A 20,301-nucleotide genomic window follows, 5' to 3' on the forward strand; every position below is an offset into this window, starting at 1 on the left:
TAATCCTCTTCATACAGGACGAAAAATCATTGATGGAAGTAACAATTAACGTTAAACTTCCAGATCCACGTATAGGGATGTATGGCCACTTGTTAAGTGGTCATCTGTATCCAGAAGATAAGAAAAAAGGACGATTTTCTATGCAAAATAATTTAGCTCAATTTTCATTTTCTGCAAAAGGCCTGTTAGCTCGCTTTATCCTTTGCATCTTTAACTACGAATGCAGGAACTATGGCTGATCCAGCATAACATGATACTGATTGGACAGGGTATTATTTCGGGCTTGATTACATGGTAGGAGGTGAAACAACAAAGAAGAATTTTTCTGGTACTAACATAAACCCTAATACTGGGGCAACAAATGCAATTTTTTCAGGGAGTGTAAATCAGTCGTCTGGTGGATCCCTGGCTAATTTATTCCTTGGTTATAACTTTCAGCCTCAAACTTCAAGATTTGTATATGGGTTGGAACTAGAAGGTGCGATATTCAGGGATTTGCAATTTGCTAATGAAATTTTCATTAATGCTATTCCTGTTAACAATTCCTCTTTTGCTGTTCTAAATGACTCAATAAACTCTCTATTTTCGATTGTGGGACATGTTGGTTTTCTTGTTCAACCTAATACTCAAGTTTATGGGGTAATTGGCGGAACTGGAGCAAGGTTTCTAAATGCAACGTCCAATTCTCCGGTTTATCCTGAAATTCTTGAAGAGAAATGGGTGGCTGGATTAGGTGCTGGAATTGGTGTTGAGCATATGTTTTCTAACAATTGGTCAGTGATTGCTGAATATCGACGTACGAATTTTAATTTTGATCGCATTGCAAATGCAAAAAGGGTCAATATCAATGCGACAACCAATGCGATAACCAACGTAAAGATTGACTTGGATATGGCTAGAGTGGGTATCGCTTATCGTCCATCAGTCGCTTAATGTATTACACTCCCCTTACTTCTCAATGAAGTGAGGGGTTAAGTAAACAAAAACAGCTTTATTTCTGCTGATAGTGTCTTTTTATTTAAACTCCCCATATAAATCATAATCATCGCTGTCCTTAATTATCACTTCAACAAATGCACCAGCTTTAATGTTTTGATTGGGAGGTAAGTACACTAGACCATCAATTTCAGGTGCATCACCTTTACTTCGAGCAATAATTTGTTCATCGTTAACTTCATCAACAAGTACAGTTTGTTCACTACCAATTTTATTTTGAAGTTTCTTACGGCTAATCTCTGCTTGTAATTCCATGAAGCGTGCATACCGTTCTTCTTTTACTTCTTCTGGAATGGGGTTTTCAAGCTCATTGGCTTTGGCCCCTTCAACGGGGGAGTATTTAAAACAACCCACTCTGTCCAATTGAGCCGTTTCCAAAAAGTCGAGTAATTCTTCAAATTCCTCTTCGGTTTCACCTGGAAAACCCACAATAAAGGTGGAGCGAATAGTGATGTCAGGGCAAACTTCTCTCCAAGACGCAATTCGCAACAAGGTGTTTTCACTGCTAGCTGGTCTTTTCATTGCCTTTAATACGCGGGAATTGGCATGCTGGAGGGGTATATCTAAATACGGTAGTATCAATCCATCACGCATTAATGGAATGATGTTATCCACATGAGGATACGGATAAACGTAATGCAATCTCACCCATATTCCTAGTTCCCCTAATTGCTCACATAAATCATAGAATTGGGTCTTGATGGTTTTACCTTGCCATTCAACGGATTGAAACTTGGTATCTACTCCATAGGCACTTGTGTCTTGTGAGATAACCAGAATTTCATTGACGCCTGCTTGCTTCAGCTTTTTAGCCTCAGTGAGTACTTGAGTTATTGGGTAACTTTGAAGTTTGCCACGCATAGTGGGAATGATGCAGAAAGTACATTTCTGATTGCAGCCTTCTGATATTTTGAGATAGGCGTAATGTCGAGGGGTTAGCTTAATTCCTTGTGGCGGGATCAGTTGCGTAAATGGATCGCTAGGAGGAGGTAGATGTTGATGAACAGCGTTAACTACCTCTTCATAGGCATGGGCACCACTGATGTGCAATACATCTGGACATGCTTCTTTAATAATATCTGCTTTTGCTCCAAGACAACCAGTGACTATGACCCGACCATTCTCCGCCATCGCCTCTTGAATAGTATCCAATGATTCTTTCACGGCACTGTCTATAAAACCACAGGTGTTAATCACAACTACGCCAGCGTCTTGATACGTTGGAACTAATTCATAACCTTGTGCTTTAAGTTGGGTGATAATCCGTTCCGAATCAACGAGAGCTTTGGGGCAGCCCAAACTCACAAATCCTACTTTATGATTCATAAAATTCTTACTGTAAAAAAAGTGAGCTAATTATACTCTCTTGGAGGTTGATTTGTCGACTCTTAATCGAGGCCAATTTGGCTTACTGTTTTTAAAAACTCTTCGGCAGATAGGTCTCCAACCAGTTTTAACTCCTTGAGTTCCTGACCTTGGGCGTTATAAAAAACAAAGGTTGGTGGAGCCACCACCTTGAAGTGTTGCATCAATTTCTGATTTGCCTTTGAGTTTTCGGTGACATCGACTTTAATGACTTTTAGCAAATTTAAGATTCTAACAACACGAGGGTCTTTAAACGTCGTATTTTCAATGATTTTGCAGGATGCGCACCAATCCGCGTAAAAATCAAGCATGACAGGTCTACCATAGGCAAGTTTTATGGACTCATCAACGGATTGAACCGTTTGAGATTTGTTGGGTGTAGGTTCGGATATTGCTCTGTTTTCCATCTGTAAGCGTGCTAATGGTTGCAAAGGATTTGTCGCACCCATTGCGGCTCCAACTAGTATTAATAATCCATAACTAAAAAGAACGATTCCAATTCCTTGCATGAATTTTTCTGAATTGCTATTTGTCGCTGTTAAAGCGCCCGCATAGATACCTGAAAAAATGAGTAGGCAAGCCCAAAGTCCCATGCTTAGGCCGATTGGAATAATTCGTTCTAAAAGATAAATGGCCACCGCTAAGAGTAGTATCCCAAAAAATGCTTTGACGGCATTCATCCAACTACCTGATTCAGGAAGCCACTTGCCTGCAGACGTTCCTATTACTAAGAGGGGGGTCCCCATTCCTAAACTTAAAATGAATAAAGTGATACTCCCCATAAGCACGTTGCCAGTTTGTGCTATGTAGGTGAGTACACCGATCAATGGTGCGGTAACACAAGGTGATAGGATCAAGGTGGATAAACAACCCATAATGGCTGCACCTAGATAATGACCGCCTCTTTGTTCACGGCTTGAGCCAGCTATTTTTGTTTGCCAGGAATCTGGCAGTTTGAATTCATAAAAACCAAACATGGAAATAGCGAGTAAGACAAATAACAGGCTAAAGGCACCAATAGCCCATGGAGATTGCATGCTGATTTGTAGATTTGCGCCCAGTAACGCAACGACTGCCCCAATAATGGCATAAGTGACAGACATGCTTAGCACATAGCTTAAGGAAAGAAAGAAAGCGCGTTTGGTTGTGGCATTTTTACCATGCCCGACGATTATTCCAGATAAAACAGGCACCATTGGTAAGATACAAGGCGTGAATGAAAGAAGTAAGCCAAACCCGTAAAAAATCAGGAGGATCATGAGCCAGCCGTGATTGATAAACACATCCGCTATCGATTCGCTTTCCGTTTTGTTTTGAAATGACTCAGGTTCAGCGCTCGGTGTTTCAATACTCACCTGGCTTATCGAGAGTTTGTTGTTAATCGCTACTTTTATTTGTTTGATTTCTGGTGGGTAACAAAAACCATCGTCCGAACATCCTTGAAAGCGTAAATTGAGTAAGGTTTCCCCTGGATCTATTCCAAGAATTCCTACTGGAAGTACTAATTGGTTGCGATAAATGGTATAGGTTTTACCTAATTTATCTGTTTTTGTAAGGGTTGGTGGGAATCTTAAGTTTCCAAGCTGAACATTGCTCTCTGGAGCTGCACTCAGCTTAATTCGATCGCTGTAGAGAAAGTAATTTGGCAAAACATCCCAATGAATGGAAATAGTATTTGGATCAACTTTTTGAACATTGACTTTGAATACTTCTGAGGCTGGTAAAGGGTCTGCCTTAGCAATGAAGGAAAAAAAGCCAAGTAATATTACAAGAAGCCATTGTTTCATTTTAACCCTTTTTACCATTTGCGATCGTTGTATTGTACAGGACTACAAGAAAACTTAAAAATAGATTCAAAATAAGTTTGATGAGCTCTATCCTAATGAACAATAGAAGGGGAGGGACCCACTGGAGTCCATCCCCAGTAGCCGCTAAAAAGGAACATCGATTTTATCCGCCCCCTAACGGTCACGACTCGGACGTGTACGATGCTAACCGAACCGAAACTGTGAGAGCTGATTAATCGACTCATTTTTAAATGGGGCCTATACACCTAAGGTCGGGTTCTTCGCCTAATGGCGCTGCCTTAAGCGGTGTCATTAGGTTCATCTATCCGGCTTGCATCGCTCCGCTTGCTGACGCGCGCAGCTCGGTTTCTTCTTTGCTGTCTGAATCAATCCTAGTCACAACAGGGAGTGAACCGAGCCGCGCGCGTCAGCAAGCGGATACGGAACTATCCGCTTTCACGAATGAGGCTGCTTAAGGCAGCGCCATTCGGCGAAGCACCGGACCTACGCTTATAGACCATTCGAGAAGAGATTAGTGGGGGCACTATAATAGGAGTCGATTCCTCAGCCGTCAGGGCGTGGAAAATACACCACTCAAAGATCTATAAATCAATAAAACAAAAAAAATTTCAAATACACCCTTGAAAGTTCTTATTTTGTCCCCATATGCCAGTCATCGGTATTGTTGGTCTAGATCAAGACAATACTATTTTGATTTAGAGTTTAATTTAATCAGGAGATCATAGTATGAAAATTCGTCCTTTACACGATCGCGTTGTTGTTCGTCGTATGGAAGAAGAGCGTACCACAGCAGGTGGTATTGTTATTCCAGACAGTGCTACTGAAAAGCCTATGCGTGGTGAAGTAATGGCGGTTGGTGTAGGTAAGTTTTTGGATAACGGTGATGTTCGCGCATTATCAGTAAAAGTGGGTGATGTAGTTCTGTTCGGTAAGTACTCCGGCACTGAAGTTAAAATCGATGGCAAAGAATTAGTTGTGATGCGCGAAGACGACATCATGGGTGTAATTGAGAAGTAATCTAAACGTTTAAGGAGACAGAGATAATGGCTAAAGAATTACGTTTTGGAGACGATGCACGTCTACAAATGCTTGCTGGTGTGAATGCATTAGCTGATGCTGTACAAGTAACAATGGGCCCACGTGGTCGTAACGTTGTATTAGAGAAGTCTTATGGCGCTCCTACTGTGACTAAAGACGGTGTGTCTGTTGCTAAAGAAATTGAGTTTGAACACCGTTTCATGAACATGGGTGCTCAAATGGTTAAAGAAGTTGCTTCTAAGACCTCTGATACTGCAGGTGATGGTACTACTACTGCTACTGTATTGGCACGTTCTATTCTTGTTGAAGGTCATAAAGCAGTTGCTGCTGGTATGAACCCAATGGATCTAAAACGTGGTATCGACAAAGCAGTATTAGCAGTCACTAAGAAACTGCAATCCATGTCTAAGCCATGCAAAGACAACAAAGCAATTGCTCAAGTGGGCACTATTTCTGCTAACTCTGATGAAGCGGTTGGAGCAATCATTGCTGAAGCAATGGAGAAAGTAGGTAAAGAAGGCGTCATTACTGTTGAAGACGGTAATGGTCTTGAAAATGAATTGTCGGTTGTTGAAGGTATGCAATTTGACCGTGGATACATTTCTCCATACTTCATTAACAACCAACAAAACATGTCTTGTGAACTTGAACACCCATTCGTGTTATTGGTTGATAAAAAAGTATCAAGCATTCGTGAGATGTTGTCTGTATTGGAAGGCGTTGCTAAATCTGGTCGTCCATTGTTGATCATCGCAGAAGACATTGAAGGCGAAGCCTTAGCAACTCTAGTTGTTAACAACATGCGTGGTATTGTCAAAGTATGTGCTGTTAAAGCTCCTGGTTTCGGTGATCGCCGTAAAGCAATGCTTCAAGATATTGCTATCCTAACCAAAGGCCAAGTGATTACTGAAGAAATTGGTAAGAGTTTAGAAGCTGCTACTCTTGAAGATCTTGGCGCTGCTAAGAGAATCGTAGTCACTAAAGAAAACACCACAATCATTGACGGTGAGGGTAAGGCTACTGAAATCAATGCTCGTATTACGCAAATCCGTGCACAAATGGAAGAAACAACTTCTGATTACGACAGAGAGAAGTTACAAGAGCGTGTTGCTAAATTGGCGGGTGGTGTTGCTGTAATTAAAGTGGGTGCTGCTACTGAAGTAGAAATGAAAGAGAAGAAAGCTCGTGTAGAAGACGCTCTTCATGCTACTCGTGCTGCGGTTGAAGAAGGTATCGTAGCTGGTGGTGGTGTTGCTTTGATCCGTGCTCAAAAAGCACTTGATGCATTGAAAGGCGATAATGACGATCAAACGATGGGCATTAATATTTTACGTCGTGCAATCGAATCTCCAATGCGTCAGATCGTAACAAATGCTGGATATGAAGCATCAGTAATTGTTAACAAAGTGGCTGAACATAAAGACAATTATGGCTTTAACGCGTCAACTGGCGAGTTTGGTGATATGGTTGATATGGGTATTTTGGATCCTACCAAAGTAACTCGTATGGCTTTACAAAACGCTGCTTCTGTAGCAAGCCTGATGTTAACCACTGAGTGCATGGTTGCCGAACTACCTAAGAAAGATGAAGGTGTAGGCGCTGGTGACATGGGTGGCATGGGTGGTATGGGAGGCATGGGTGGAATGATGTAATTCCCTCTCCTACCCAATAAAAAACCCGCCTGTTGGCGGGTTTTTTATTGTCCAGAGCTAATCCAAGCTGCGACCCTGAGGGCTGATGAATCGACTCATTTTTTAAAAGGGGCATTGATACCAAAGGTCGGGTGCTTCGCCTAATGGGGCTGCCTTAAGCGGTGTCATTAACTTCATCATCCGGCCAGCATCGGTCCGCTTGCTGACGCGCGGCTCGGTTCCTTCTTTGCTGTCTGAATCAAATCCTAGTCACAGCAGGAAGTGAACCGAGCCGCGCGCGTCAGCAAGCGGATACTGTGAGGGAGTGGATAAATACTTTGTAGAGATGTGCTAAAGTTAAATTTTAAGCTATCCTTAAAGACAAGAATAATACAGGGAATAAAAATGAGTAAAATAGTCAAAAGTTTAGAAGTAGCGTTAGCTGACACTTATGCTTTGTATCTTAAAACTCAAAACTATCATTGGCACGTTACAGGACCACAATTCAAGAGTTTGCATGAGTTATTTGAGATGCAATATACCGATTTGGCAGAAGCAGTCGATCAAATCGCAGAAAGACTACGTATATTAGGCCATAAAGCGCCCGCAACCTTTAGTGAATTTATTAAGTTAACTTCGATAAAGGAAGGGGATTCCAGCCTAAATGCAAACAGTATGGTTGGTGAATTAGCAAAAGACAATATGCTGCTTATAAAAGACTTATCTCAGGCCATTAAATTAGCCCAGGACAGTGGTGATGAGGGAACTGCTGCTGTATTAAGCGAAAGGGTGGCTGCACATGAAAAAGCACATTGGATGTTGGCTGTTTCTAAGGAAACAAAATAATCTGAACTAATGTTGGAGTCCGTTGACAAAGTCACCATATTGGCCAAAATGGATACTTTCTCTCTCCCATCGCTAAATCTGGGAGAGAGTTTAAGAGTTTCTGTATTGAAGAAACAACTGAATGTCTAGTCAGTAAATTCTCACAAAACAATTGTTAGAAATACCCAGTCACTCTACAATAATGTGACTAAATCTAATGCCAAGGACAGCATGTTTCTGCGCAAATTATTTCCAATCGGTTTGTTTTTAAGTGCCGTTTTACTATTCAGTATTCAACCCATGGTCGCTCGAGTTATTCTTCCAGCATATGGAGGGACTCCAGCCGTTTGGACGGTTTGTGTGCTGTTTTTCCAACTTATTTTATTGCTCTCTTATGGTTATGTTTGGCTCTTAAGTCAGATAAGAAGTGCTAAAGTTTGGCGTTTACTGCATGTTTTAGTTGCGGTATTCAGTTTGACAGCACTCCCTCTATTTTACCAACCTGGGATCATGAATGAACAGCCAGAGTGGGCTATTTTAAGCAGCTTGCTGCTTCAATTAGGACTTCCACTTTTAGTGATTGGTGCATCAGCGCCTTTGTTGCAATTTGCTTATAGCCTCACTCAGGATAAACAGGCTTCAGATCCCTATTATTTATACATCTCAAGCAATTTAGGAAGTTTGTTAGCCCTTTTGCTTTATCCTTGGGTTATAGAGCGGTTTATTCCTATAAAGAATCAAATGTTTTTATGGTCAATGGGATATGTGCTCTATTTGCTCCTTCTGACACTCGTTTTATTTTGTAATTCCTTCAAACAAGAGGAAAGTTCTGTTCATCTCCAAGAAACCTTTCCCTGGAGAGAGGTAGTTTATTGGGTGTTATTAAGTTTTATACCCTGCAGCTTAATGCTTGGAGTAACGTTGTATATATCAACCGATATTGCAGCTACCCCCTTGTTTTGGGTTGTTCCTCTGAGTCTGTATTTGTTGTCTTTTGTATTTACATTTACACAAAAACCGTTAATTCCTCAAAGATGGATCATTAGAAATTGTTTAATTTTTCTCGTGTTTATTCTTCTAGGATTCATTATGGGGATCGCCACGATTCCTGCCAGGATAATAATAGTTTTCAATTTGGCAGGCTTCTTTATACTTGCTTTACTTTGTCATGGTCTGCTTTACGAGAGAAGACCCCAAACCCAAAGATTGACCTTGTTCTATTTTTGTTTGGCTGTTGGAGGCGCGCTTGCTGGTATCTTCAATGGGATAATAGCGCCTAGAGTTTTCAACAATGTTTATGAATATCCGCTCGCAATCCTATTGGTTTTACTAGTAATTCCTTTGCCCAATTCTAGAAAAGGAGGGTGGGTGCCATTTGCTGTAGTTGGATTAATTGTTGTCGATTACTTTCTTTTAATCACCTGTGGGTGGGAGCAAAGCAACTTAATTTATCAATTAATTCTTGTATGCGCCTTAGGTATTATCATGATTTGGCATCATAACCGAATCCATTTAGTGGTCTCTATTTTGATTTTATTCGCTTATTTATATTCTCCGCTGTTTGGTAACAAAAATATCTTACTCCAAGAAAGGAATTTTTTTGGTGTTAAACAAGTTCTGATTCGTGATGATGTGCATGTATTAATCAGCAACTCTACTGTTCATGGGCTACAACAAGTAGGGCAAACCATGAAAGGAGCTTCTAGCTATTATGGGCCAATTAAAACGGTGGTTTCTGCAGTAAAAGAGCAATTCAATCCCGTAACAGCAACTATAGTGGGCTTAGGTGTTGGGACATTGATCTGTCAGTTTAGTCATTTAGATACCTTGAAAATTGTGGAGATAGATCAACAAATGATTTCTTTGGCTAAAAATCCAGAATTGTTTAGCTATATGCGCGATTGCCCCGCTAAAAAGGAAGTCATCAAAGACGATGGTCGTTTGGCTTTGGAAAAATTTCCAGCAAGATCACAACAGATTATTATAGTGGATGCCTTTAATTCGGATGCTGTTCCTGTACACCTTATGACCTTAGAAGCGTTTTCTATCTATAAAGAAAAACTAGCAGACAGTGGGGTGATACTCATAAACTTGTCCAATCGACATCTGCAATTACTCCCTGTCATTAGTGCAATTGGACGCTCATTAGATATGATGGTCTTGCATCTACTGTACAAAGGAGAACCTAAATTAGGGCAATTTGATTCTGAGTGGGCCTTGCTTACTTCCAACCAACCCTTAGCGCTTAATCTGATGAGAGGTGCTGGCTGGAGTTTTGTGGCTGATGACAAGCAAATGCTATGGACAGATGATTACTCGAACATTGTTCCATTGTTTAGGTAATCCTTTATAAATCTGCCAGATTACCTTTGGATTCCAACCAAATTTTTCGGTCTGAAGCTCTTTTTTTGTTCAGCATCATGTCCATAATGGATTCGGTTTGCTCTTCATCTTCAAGAGAAAGTTCAATGAGTCGCCTTGTATTGGGATCCATGGTTGTTTCACGAAGTTGTATAGGATTCATTTCCCCCAAGCCTTTAAATCGTTGAACATTCACTTTTGAACGTGTGGTTTCAGTTAAATGTTGGACTATACGATTTTTTTCTTCATCATCTAATGCATATTGGACGATTTTTCCGGCATCAACTCGGTATAGGGGGGGCATGGCTACGAAGACATGGCCTTCTTTTACCAGCGGTTTAAAATGACGTACGAATAAAGCACAAATCAAGGTGGCTATATGAGCACCGTCTGAATCGGCATCAGCAAGTATGCATATTTTACCGTATCGAAGACCACTCAAATCGTCCGAGCCAGGGTCTACCCCAATAGCAACAGAAATATCATGTATTTCTTGCGATGCTAATACTTGAGTTGATTCAATTTCCCAGGAGTTAAGAATCTTTCCTCGAAGAGGCAAAATGGCTTGAAAATCTTTGTTTCTAGCCTGTTTGGCAGATCCACCCGCAGAATCTCCCTCAACTAAAAACAACTCAGCTTGACTCAAGTCTGTTTGCAGGCAATCTGCTAATTTTCCTGGGAGCGCGGGTCCTTGACTAATTCTTTTTCTAGCAACTTGTTTGGCTTGTTTTAGTCTTTTTTGTGCTCTTTCAATGGCTAGAGATGCGATGGCTTCGCCTTGGTTACGATGTTGATTAAGCCAGAGGGCAAAAGCGTCTTTGACGACGTTGCTTACAAAGCTTGCCGTTTGTCTTGAACTCAGTCTCTCTTTGGTTTGACCAGCAAATTGTGGTTCTTTCATTTTAACGGATAACACATATTGGCAAGGATCCCAAAGATCATCAGCAGTAAGTTTTACCCCTCTAGGCAATAAATTTCTTAACTCGCAAAACTCATTCATGGCATCAAATAAACCAGAGCGTAAGCCATTAACATGCGTTCCACCTTGTATGGTAGGAATTAAGTTCACATAGCTTTCATTGAGGCTACTGTTGGCAGAGTCAGACCAGACTAAAGCCCAATCAACAGTCGCTTCATCGTTTTTAAACTCACCAGTAAAGGGCTCTTCGGGTAGGTATTCTGATGGCAAGGTTTGCTTTAAATAATCAGCTAAGCCATGTTCGTAGCACCAGTTGATTTCTTCATTGCTGGTTTTATTAATAAATGTCATTGATAAGCCGCTGCAAAGCACGGCTTTTGCTCTTAAAACATGGGTAAGGTGTTTTACGGATATTTTGGTAGTATCAAAATACTTGCTATTGGGCCAAAAGCGAATGAGGGTACCTGTGTTTCGCTTAGCAGTGATCCCTGTTTCATTGAGCTCACATAATTTATCGCCATTTGCAAAAGACATCTGATAAATGATTCCATTACGTTTTATCGTAACATCAAGGCGTTCAGAAAGCGCATTCACCACTGAAACCCCAACTCCGTGCAACCCCCCTGAAAAACTGTAGTTTTTATCGGAAAACTTTCCACCTGCATGGAGTCTCGTCATGATGACCTCAACACCGCTGAGACCTAACTGTGGATGTATATCTACTGGCATGCCACGGCCATCATCTTCTACTTCAATAGAGCCGTCTTCATGAAGTGTTACACGAATATGACTGGCAAAACCTGCCAATACTTCGTCAACGCTGTTGTCTATCACTTCCTGAGCTAGGTGATTCGGACGTGTTGTGTCAGTATACATGCCTGGGCGTCGTTGAACGGGTTCAAGGCCACTTAGGACTTCAATCGCTTCAGCTGTGTAGTTTTCAGACATGGTTTTCTACTCAATTATAAATTCATAGTATTTTAACATAATTTCAAGCATTGCGAATGAAATGTCCTCGTTTAGAGTAACGCCAGTATCCGCTCCCTCGCAGTCGCAGGTGGATTAGCACTGTGAGGGAGCGGATACTGGCATTCTCACTAACCGAAATATTGATTACAGGACTTACGAAAAACCCCAAGGTTGAGGCAAAGGAACTTTTTAATGAGGGAGTTTAGATGGACTAAATGACCGAATTAAAAAATTCTTTTAACAAAGAGATTGGGGTTTTTCGTAAGTCCTGTTATTGCTAGCCAACTAGGCTCTTGGTAGAGTGTATATTAATTCCGATAGCGATCCCTATCCATGCAAACTATTGCTGAAATTAATGAATTAACCGTTGCATTCCAAAATCCAAAAAAAACAATCATTGCTTTGGATAAGGTAAGCTTCACGTTAAATCCCGGAGAGACTTTGGTGCTCTTGGGTGAATCTGGTTGTGGTAAATCGCTTACTTCCTTAGCACTGATGCGTTTACTGCCAAGATTCGCAGTGTATGGCGAAAACAGTCAAATTATTGTTCATGGAAACGATATTTTAAATCTGCCAGAAAATAAGATGCGAGAGTTACGTGGCAAAAAGATGGCGATGATTTTTCAGGAGCCTATGGCTGCATTAAATCCAGTGCTAACTATCGGAGAGCAAATTGCTGAAGTGATAAAACGTCATCATTTTGCAATTCCTTCTGATATTCAAGGCATGGTTCTATCTCTTTTAAATGAAGTAGAAATGCCGCATCCTGACCTGCGTATACACCAGTATCCTCACCAACTCTCTGGGGGACAAAAGCAACGGGTTGTTATTGCGATGGCATTGGCTTGTAAGCCAGATGTTTTAATCGCTGATGAACCAACTACTGCCTTAGATGTGACCATTCAAGCACAAATATTAGCGTTATTAAAAAAGTTACAAACAGCTCGCCAAATGAGTATGTTACTGATTACCCATGATCTAGGAGTTGCCCAAGTCATGGCAGATCATTTATGTGTCATGTACGCGGGGCAGGTGGTAGAAAAGGCAAGTAAAAACGATTTTTTTAATCAGGTTGGGCATCCTTATGTTCAGCAGCTATTGGCCTCTTTGCCATCATTTAGTAAGAGAAATGAAAAACTACCGATTATCAGTGGATCTGTCCCAACCTTAGAATCAATGCCTAAAGGATGTAGGTTTCATGCACGATGTATCTATGCTTTTGACCGTTGTTTCCATGAGGAGCCACAACTACAAACAATAAATAATCGCATTCTGCGTTGTCACTTATACCCAGAGATTAAAGAACTTCCTCCGTTAAACAATAAAACGGCACTTTGGGAGAAATCGGATGTTCAGGGTAAAGTCATTCTAAGGGTTAATGAATTATCTGTTCATTTTGAACATAGAAAGAGGTTTATGAGCCCAACCACTCCGCCTTTTAAAGCAGTTGATCAGCTTTCATTTTCATTATCAGAAGGCAAAACGTTAGCATTAGTCGGGGAATCTGGTTGTGGGAAAACCACTGCAAGTAGGGCTCTATTAAGATTAATACCGGTAGCTGGAGGGGAGGTTTACTACAAAGATCAAAATATTTTATCCCTTGTTGGGATTGAATTAAGGCGCTACCGTAAAAAAGTGCAAATCATATTTCAAGACCCTTTTTCTTCTTTGAATCCAAGAATGACCGTTGAAGACCTTATTTCTGAAGGCATGTTGGCCCAAGGTATGAAAAGAGACTGTATCAAAAAAAATCTGAAAATGCTGATCGATCAGGTCAATTTACCCCTAAATTCTCTTGATCGATACCCACACCAATTTTCTGGAGGTCAAAGACAGAGAATTTGCATTGCTAGAGCATTAGCCACTGAACCAGAGGTTTTAATTTGTGATGAACCAACAAGTGCTCTTGATATTTCTGTTCAAGCGCAAATTCTTAATTTATTAAAAGAATTACAAAAAGAGAGAAACATTTCCTATTTATTTATTACCCATAATATGGGAGTAGTTTCTTATGTCGCAGATGATGTATTAGTCATGAAAGATGGGAAACGAGTAGAATTTGGGCCTTGTGAAACCATCTTAAATCACCCTCAACATCCCTATACAAAACAATTATTAAATGCAGTTCTAGAAGTAGAGTGATCTCTTCATATTTACTTAAGAAAAAATGTGGTATATTTATGCATTTTAATAATAATTAGATCATATCTTAACGCTGTGAGGGAATCGTTGCATGAAAATTACTATAGGCGAAGCTTCTTTTAGTACGACCCAGGAATTAACAGATTTCATCGTTGAAAAATACAACTATAAATGCGCTACAGATAGATCAAAAGACTTTTTAGATGCATTCATCAAGATGTTGGTTAAAGTGAAAGAAGGGGTAGAGGATAAGCTACTTCAGAAAGTAATCAATGCCAACCTGCAAATCATAGAATCAAATAATAGTTTATCCGCAGAACAACTTTCTCTGATAACACTGCTTCTAAGCTCATTCACTGAGTCCTCTTCGGATGAATTAATGCACTATGATATTGCTAGTGATCAACTAAAAACCATCTCTAAGGAAGATATTGCTAAATGGCATAAAATTCTTTCAGCCTTGAGGACAAATGCAGAACCAAAAGACCATGGTTTGCTGCTGAAGGTTGCCGCGAATTTAGGAAAGTGTGGACACTTACTTAATGACTTAGTTAAAATGTTTGATTTTCCTCCATTTCCTAGCCTATCCGAGTTTGCTGAAAACACCGCAAAAAACCTTCATCAAATACCTATTTATATCTCCCAATACGACAAGGATCCCAGCGGTGAAAGGTTACCTAAGGAGAGTGACTTTGAAGAGGGTATTACAAGATCAACGCTCATTGAGAACCACTTTTCGCTGACCGAATTTAAACATGAATTACAAGGGATTCACTCTTTAGTGGGTGATACTGTATTGTCAATCGAAGAGCAATATGATTTAGCCCAACAAGTTGTGTATGTCAATGCTATAGGCAAGGATCAACCCTTCAACGTTGGAAAAAAAACCTATGAAGGATTAACCGAACAAAGCAGGGAAACCTTAAAGCAACTCTTTACTGAATTGCTTGTTGAGCTTAGAAATCCAGCCATTAGCGAATCCAATCGTTTGCAAGCCGAATTAAAATTGCTCGCGGTGATTCGAGAGCAGTATTTCCGAACAACAGGACAGCAAGTTGCAGCAAAGGTATTAGCGTCTGTCTTATTGGCATTACACCATCAAGCAGAAAATCCTTTGCTGGAAATTGCCAATGAAGAAGACCAATGCCATACAGCAAAGATGATTGCTGTAATGCAATGGGCGCATACTGGCGGAGATACGGTTGATGTTTGTTTTAAGAGCAAGAACTTACTTCAAAAAGTAATTCATAGCCCTAGTACACGATATTTTTACGACTCCTTGGGTATTCCCTTTTCTACTGTTCTTGCAGAGTCAGCTAAAGGGACTTATCAAGTCGGTGGTATTAACTTTTCCAGCATCTCAGATTTGAGCTCCTATAAGGAGCGTGCGCATTCAGAAGGTGAGAGTTTGACTATAAACAAAGGTGGGCACCTCCTATCTGGTCGTATGATTTTGGTTGAACCAGACTTTTCTACCTTAAATTACGACACCTATTCGACTCAAGAACTATTGAAATACTATCAAGAAAACGGACCTATCATTAGTTTATCTGGTCCTCAAAGCGCTAAGAAAAAGTTGAACGAGCAATGCGCTAAGTTAGGCATAGAGTTCGCTTACAGAATTCCAGCATTTAAACAAAATCATCAGCAACAAATGGGCGCAGACTCTGATCTATTTATCCAAGTTCAACATGCAATTCATACTGCTAAACCAGGGCAGCCAATACTTCTGATAGCAAAAGATGAGACTCAAGCCATCGAACTCTCTGAGCTTTTAAAAGAGTCTTTAGAAAAGGATAAGTCAAACTATGTAATACCTACTGCAATTGCGCACAGAACCAGTGAAGAGAGTAATAAAGGGGCTCAAGATAAATCGGGTGTAAAAAATCACATTACTATTATTACTCCAAAATGTGGATTAGGAAGAGATTACGTCACTGATCATCCAGATGGTTTTTTAGCCATACAAACCTATTTAGATACTCCTGCAACTACTTTGAAAACACTTAGTGACTTAGCTCAACAAGGAAAGCCAGGTGAATACCTGGCAATCTACGAGCAGGCCGGCACCATAAAATCCCGATCATGGTGTTTTAAAACAAAAGAAGATAAGCAGATAATTGTCCAAGAATTAAAGAAAATTCAAACAGAGATTAACGAGGAAAATGCATTAAGGAAGTACATCACACAAGCTGTATCTGCTACCAATAAAGTATTAATGAAGCAATTTGAAGATTGGAAGGCATTTTTGCATATTATCTATCCTGAATCAGAATGGAAACAATTAGACAAAGATCTGGGAATGCATGGTGAGCAATTGTTATTAGCATTAACTGCTGCCTGGCATGAGGTTCTTGAAGAATTAGCTATTCAGAGTGAATCAGGTGATTTACTCATTCAACGAGATAAGCATGGGAAAATTTCAACGAATATCGTTAACAAGGCACTCAAGCTCTACGAAGCAAAAGCAGAAATGATTTGGAATGCTAAAAGACATCAGTTTCTAGAGAAAACAGAAGCTCTTGTTGAGCCAGGATCATTAAACCATTTGCGCCGTAACTATTTAATGGGGGTTTCCTTTGTTGATCAATTAAACCTAAATAAGATTGAGATACGACAACAAGAACAACAACATAAAAAAGAAGCAAAAAGTAATTTTCTTTCTTTGGAATCAGGATTTGATGTGAATGGTGCAATGATAAAATACTCTGATTCTAGTATAGGAAACAGATATAAAGTACCCTTTATACAGAAACATCTTAAGCTACTTTCAAATGAAATCATTAAACAAATCAATAAATCGAGCTTATCGTCAACACAGAAAAAATCACTGATAAGCCGAGTAGAAAATGCACCAAATTTATTGGCTCTTGTTTTGGTGTTGGAAGATCTAGTCAACTATTTGCCAACATCTCGTTTTTCTGAAAAATATCCCCTACAACCTGTAATCAAAGAAATGTTAAGAGTCTATGAATCAGCTGGTTTTTCGTCAAATGAGTTAAAGAATTTAAAACAGATTTATCTTGATAATGCTCTAGAGGATATTACCACTGATTTGGAAACAACTTTAGCTTGGGCTAAACCAGAAAGTAGAGGACTTGGGTATTGGCTTGAGCGCTCTGCTGTTAAAGATGCTGCCCATGAAATTTTAGCGATAGTTTCGGAGCTAAAACGCGCATCAAATGGTTCAGACAATCGAGCTAAACAAGACTTGATAAAAAAATTGTATAAAGCATTAGCGAGTAATCAGTCTAAATTAGCTGATTTATGGATTTTTTCTCTGGGCCATAAAAATACACGAACTTTAATTAATCAAACCTTAACTACCCTAAATGATTTGACTGCTCTAGGAGGTAGTGAGTTGATAACCGCTGAATTGTTGGAGAAATGCCAGTCCGAACTTCATTATGAAGCAATTCAAAAACAAATTAATTCTCTTATTACTGAACTTGAAAAAACTTATGGAATACCATTAAGTACTAATCCAACTTGGCAACGTGTAAAAGGAAAAATACAAGAAGTGCAACAACACAAAATACAAGAAGTGCAACAACACCAGAAGAGTATTTATTCTTTACACGAAATGCAATTCATTTTGGCAAATACAGATCCAAGCATAGCGGTTTTTCCTACGCCTTTATCTGAAGCGTTGGAACAATTAAGTTCAAGCATCGATAAATTAAAGACTAACTTTGAGAAAAAATTTCCAAACTCAACCCAGCATACTGCTTATTTGAAATCTCGGGCTTCTGATATTCAAAGTGGACTTGAGGGAATTAAAGGCTATACAGTAAGAAATGTTAAGATTCAAGAAGGACTTGGGACCAAAGGGTCTTTTGATTTAGTGATCGAGGGTTCAGGAACAATCCCCCCTTTGAACGATTTTGTTCGTTACCAATCAAGACTACCAGAGTTATCCAAAGAACAAGAGAGTTTAACGAGACTATTAAAGACTTGCCAAGTTCAAATAAGAGCCGTTCAGGAGCAACTTAACATTGTAGAGCAGTTGCGGACTAAGCCGGAAACTGTACTGTTCGATATCAAACAATTCTCAGAGAGTCATCAGCTCAAACTCAGTAAAATTCTATTATTGAAACGCTATAGACAAGAAAAAGTGATGCCAGAAGATTTAAGAGGGTTTCCTAAGCAAGTGAAAAAAGATTTTTATGATAGGCAAACCATGCAATCCATCGAAATGGAAACGTTGTCTAAGGAGCATATTCAACAAATTAGAGATCAGGCCTTAAAAAATGATTTGCTTGAATTATTCAATAAAATACAGGCTTCAAAGCAACCTAAGAATGAAAAATGGTACTCATTTGCGGGAGTGAAAAATGCGATAAGTAGTCTGTTTACCTTTCAAGAATCAGAAGAAGATTGGCATTACCATTTTGCTGAACTAAAAAATCGCTCTGATTTGAGGTTAAGCGAGTATTTAAATAATGAAATTCCACCAAAGTGCGCTGAGATCGCGAGTGATTTAAGCGCAACACAAACTGAATTGTTGGTAAGAGAAAAATCACTTACATCACAGCTGCAATTTATACAAGAAAAAATAAATGATGAGATGAAAAAACCAACTACGGTATATAAGCCATTTGAATCTTTAGAAGCGTTGTATCAATTTGAAGTCGATGTTTGTAAATACAAGGCTCATAATCCTGTTTTGAGCGATGCACAACCTGAAAAAGTTGATGAGGCTAGCAATAGCCAACTCAAGGTCTAGTTGTTTAGGAAAATACATGTTATGGACTATTCCGACAAAGAAGAGTCGTATTTGTAACAAAGTGTTCAAAGTATAGATTTGTATGTGTAATTATTCTATACTTTAATTTAAAATTGGTCATTAGGTTTATTGTATGTCTAAAAACAAAAAAAGAAATTTTTCAGATACAGCTGTTACCTTCCTAAAAATTAACTCTGAGGGAGCAACAGGAATTGCAAAAAAGGGTAAAGACATCAGTAATCTTAGTTCTAGCATCAATGCATCTAAAACTAAACCAAAAGCAACTTCTTATGGTTCTGTTAAAACTCCTGGTGCGACAATACCAACCTCGGGAACGATACCAGAGGCTCCACCTCAGGGTGGAAGTGTAATCAATGACAATGTTAAAAAAGCATTGCAGCGTTTAAATGATAATGGCTTAATCAAAGACACTAGAGTGGTTAAACTGGTGTTGGAGAATATTGGTTATGTGAATAGGCTAATAACTCTATTTGTTAAATTAAGAGAGCTATCCATTGAGCCCTCCAGTGATGAATTTAATTTATTAGCGCAAAATGTAGCTATTTCAGGGCAATTAGCTGACCTATTAGGAACGATGAATGAATTTAAAATCGATGTGCACCTCTTTAGCCTAACTCAATTTGTGAAAGCAGCTGAATCAAGTATGCAATTTAAAATGGGGCTAGAACAATTGCATAGAGATCGAAGTATAACTTTGGCATCGTTGAGATTAATGATGGAATTTCCTGCTAATGCATCGGAGCTTGCTGATTTAAAGATTAAGCTGAAGCAACGTGGCTACGGCATGAAAGCTATAGAAAAAACCTTTTACTTATTTGAGAAGGATAATATCTCAAAAGTTATCAATACATTAATTTTTGCGGTTGATAATAATGTGTATTACCCTGATATGATTAAACAACTCTTTATTGGTAAGAAAGAGCTTGATTCCATTTTAGAGGGTGCCGAGAAATTAGCAAATGCACATTTATTATCTGAAAACTATTTCAAGGGGATTTTAAATAAGCCAGAAAATGCCAATATTACTGCCAAGATGATGATTTTATTGAAAGAATCAGAAGTAGTACCTATTTTTGGAGTTCCAGAGATCCAGACTATCAATCGTTTGGGCAAAGCAGCTTATTTCTTAATGGAACAGTTGCAAGATCACAATTTATTGAGTCCCTATAATTATGCTCTATTATGTGAGGATAATGGGGCTCTATTGCAGTCCCCTGTAATCATAGAAGCCTTTTCACGTCTTCCATTGTTTGAGCGTCTAACTGCAGCCGAGATAAGCACTATTTTGAATTCTATCGAGAATAATTCAGATACCCCAGGGCATAGGATCAAGCAAATTCAAGAGATTCTTGATGGCCATGGTTTTATGGATAACCCATCAATCGGTAGTAGATGCTTATAAACCCGCTTTAGTCTAGGTAGTGTGTAATCAGTATTTATAAAGACTACTTGGACTTTAATCCCCATATCCGATTCCTCACGGCTGAGGAATCGACTCAT

12 protein-coding genes are annotated in these 20,301 nt (G+C 39.4%); 9 read left to right on the forward strand and 3 right to left on the reverse strand.

Annotation, left to right across the window (positions count from 1 at the left end; all coding sequences use genetic code 11):
* Positions 1-32: 32 nt before the first annotated feature.
* Together Lwal_RS13950 and Lwal_RS13955 are read left to right on the forward strand one after the other, a co-directional pair.
* Positions 33-239 (forward strand): hypothetical protein, encoded by a 207-nt coding sequence (locus Lwal_RS13950; protein ID WP_058481416.1) that lies wholly within the window; start codon positions 33-35, stop codon positions 237-239.
* 52 nt (positions 240-291) lie between these two features.
* Entirely contained in the window at positions 292-933 is a 642-nt protein-coding gene (locus Lwal_RS13955) for an outer membrane protein (RefSeq protein WP_058481417.1), read from the forward strand.
* An 81-nt stretch (positions 934-1,014) separates the two neighbouring features.
* Here Lwal_RS13955 and rimO read toward each other — a convergent pair whose 3' ends face one another.
* A complete protein-coding gene (gene rimO, locus Lwal_RS13960) occupies positions 1,015-2,322 on the reverse strand; it encodes a 30S ribosomal protein S12 methylthiotransferase RimO (RefSeq protein WP_058481418.1) in 1,308 nt (435 codons plus the stop codon).
* 62 nt (positions 2,323-2,384) lie between these two features.
* A complete protein-coding gene (gene dsbD, locus Lwal_RS13965; RefSeq protein WP_058481419.1) occupies positions 2,385-4,148 on the reverse strand; it encodes a protein-disulfide reductase DsbD in 1,764 nt (587 codons plus the stop codon).
* Between the two features lie 747 nt (positions 4,149-4,895).
* Here dsbD and groES point away from each other — a divergent pair.
* From groES to Lwal_RS13985, 4 genes are all read left to right on the forward strand, one after another.
* Positions 4,896-5,186 carry a co-chaperone GroES gene (gene groES / locus Lwal_RS13970; protein WP_058481420.1) on the forward strand — a complete coding sequence of 97 codons (291 nt, stop codon included), beginning with the start codon at positions 4,896-4,898 and terminating at the stop codon, positions 5,184-5,186.
* Positions 5,187-5,209: 23 nt separating this feature from the next.
* Complete coding sequence (groL, locus tag Lwal_RS13975) at positions 5,210-6,859, forward strand: chaperonin GroEL (protein ID WP_242602264.1); 1,650 nt, start codon at positions 5,210-5,212, stop codon at positions 6,857-6,859.
* Positions 6,860-7,243: 384 nt separating this feature from the next.
* The gene (locus tag Lwal_RS13980) at positions 7,244-7,684 is read left to right on the forward strand and encodes a Dps family protein (RefSeq protein ID WP_058481422.1); all 441 of its coding nucleotides are present in this window, start codon (positions 7,244-7,246) and stop codon (positions 7,682-7,684) included.
* 210 nt (positions 7,685-7,894) lie between these two features.
* A complete protein-coding gene (locus Lwal_RS13985; RefSeq protein ID WP_058481423.1) occupies positions 7,895-10,006 on the forward strand; it encodes a spermidine synthase in 2,112 nt (703 codons plus the stop codon).
* A 4-nt stretch (positions 10,007-10,010) separates the two neighbouring features.
* Here Lwal_RS13985 and parE read toward each other — a convergent pair whose 3' ends face one another.
* The gene (gene parE, locus Lwal_RS13990; RefSeq protein ID WP_058481424.1) at positions 10,011-11,891 is read right to left on the reverse strand and encodes a DNA topoisomerase IV subunit B; all 1,881 of its coding nucleotides are present in this window, start codon (positions 11,889-11,891) and stop codon (positions 10,011-10,013) included.
* Positions 11,892-12,245: 354 nt separating this feature from the next.
* Between parE and Lwal_RS13995 the strand changes: the two genes are divergently transcribed.
* The 3 genes from Lwal_RS13995 (at position 12,246) to Lwal_RS14005 (ending at position 20,203) form a co-directional block, all read left to right on the forward strand.
* Entirely contained in the window at positions 12,246-14,054 is a 1,809-nt protein-coding gene (locus Lwal_RS13995; protein WP_058481425.1) for an ABC transporter ATP-binding protein, read from the forward strand.
* 91 nt (positions 14,055-14,145) lie between these two features.
* Positions 14,146-18,780, forward strand: coding sequence for a hypothetical protein (locus tag Lwal_RS14000; protein WP_058481426.1), 4,635 nt, complete (start codon positions 14,146-14,148; stop codon positions 18,778-18,780).
* Between the two features lie 133 nt (positions 18,781-18,913).
* Complete coding sequence (locus Lwal_RS14005) at positions 18,914-20,203, forward strand: hypothetical protein (protein WP_058481427.1); 1,290 nt, start codon at positions 18,914-18,916, stop codon at positions 20,201-20,203.
* Positions 20,204-20,301: the final 98 nt, after the last annotated feature.

This window comes from Legionella waltersii, from assembly GCF_001468085.1.
Classification (GTDB): Bacteria; Pseudomonadota; Gammaproteobacteria; order Legionellales; family Legionellaceae; genus Legionella; species Legionella waltersii.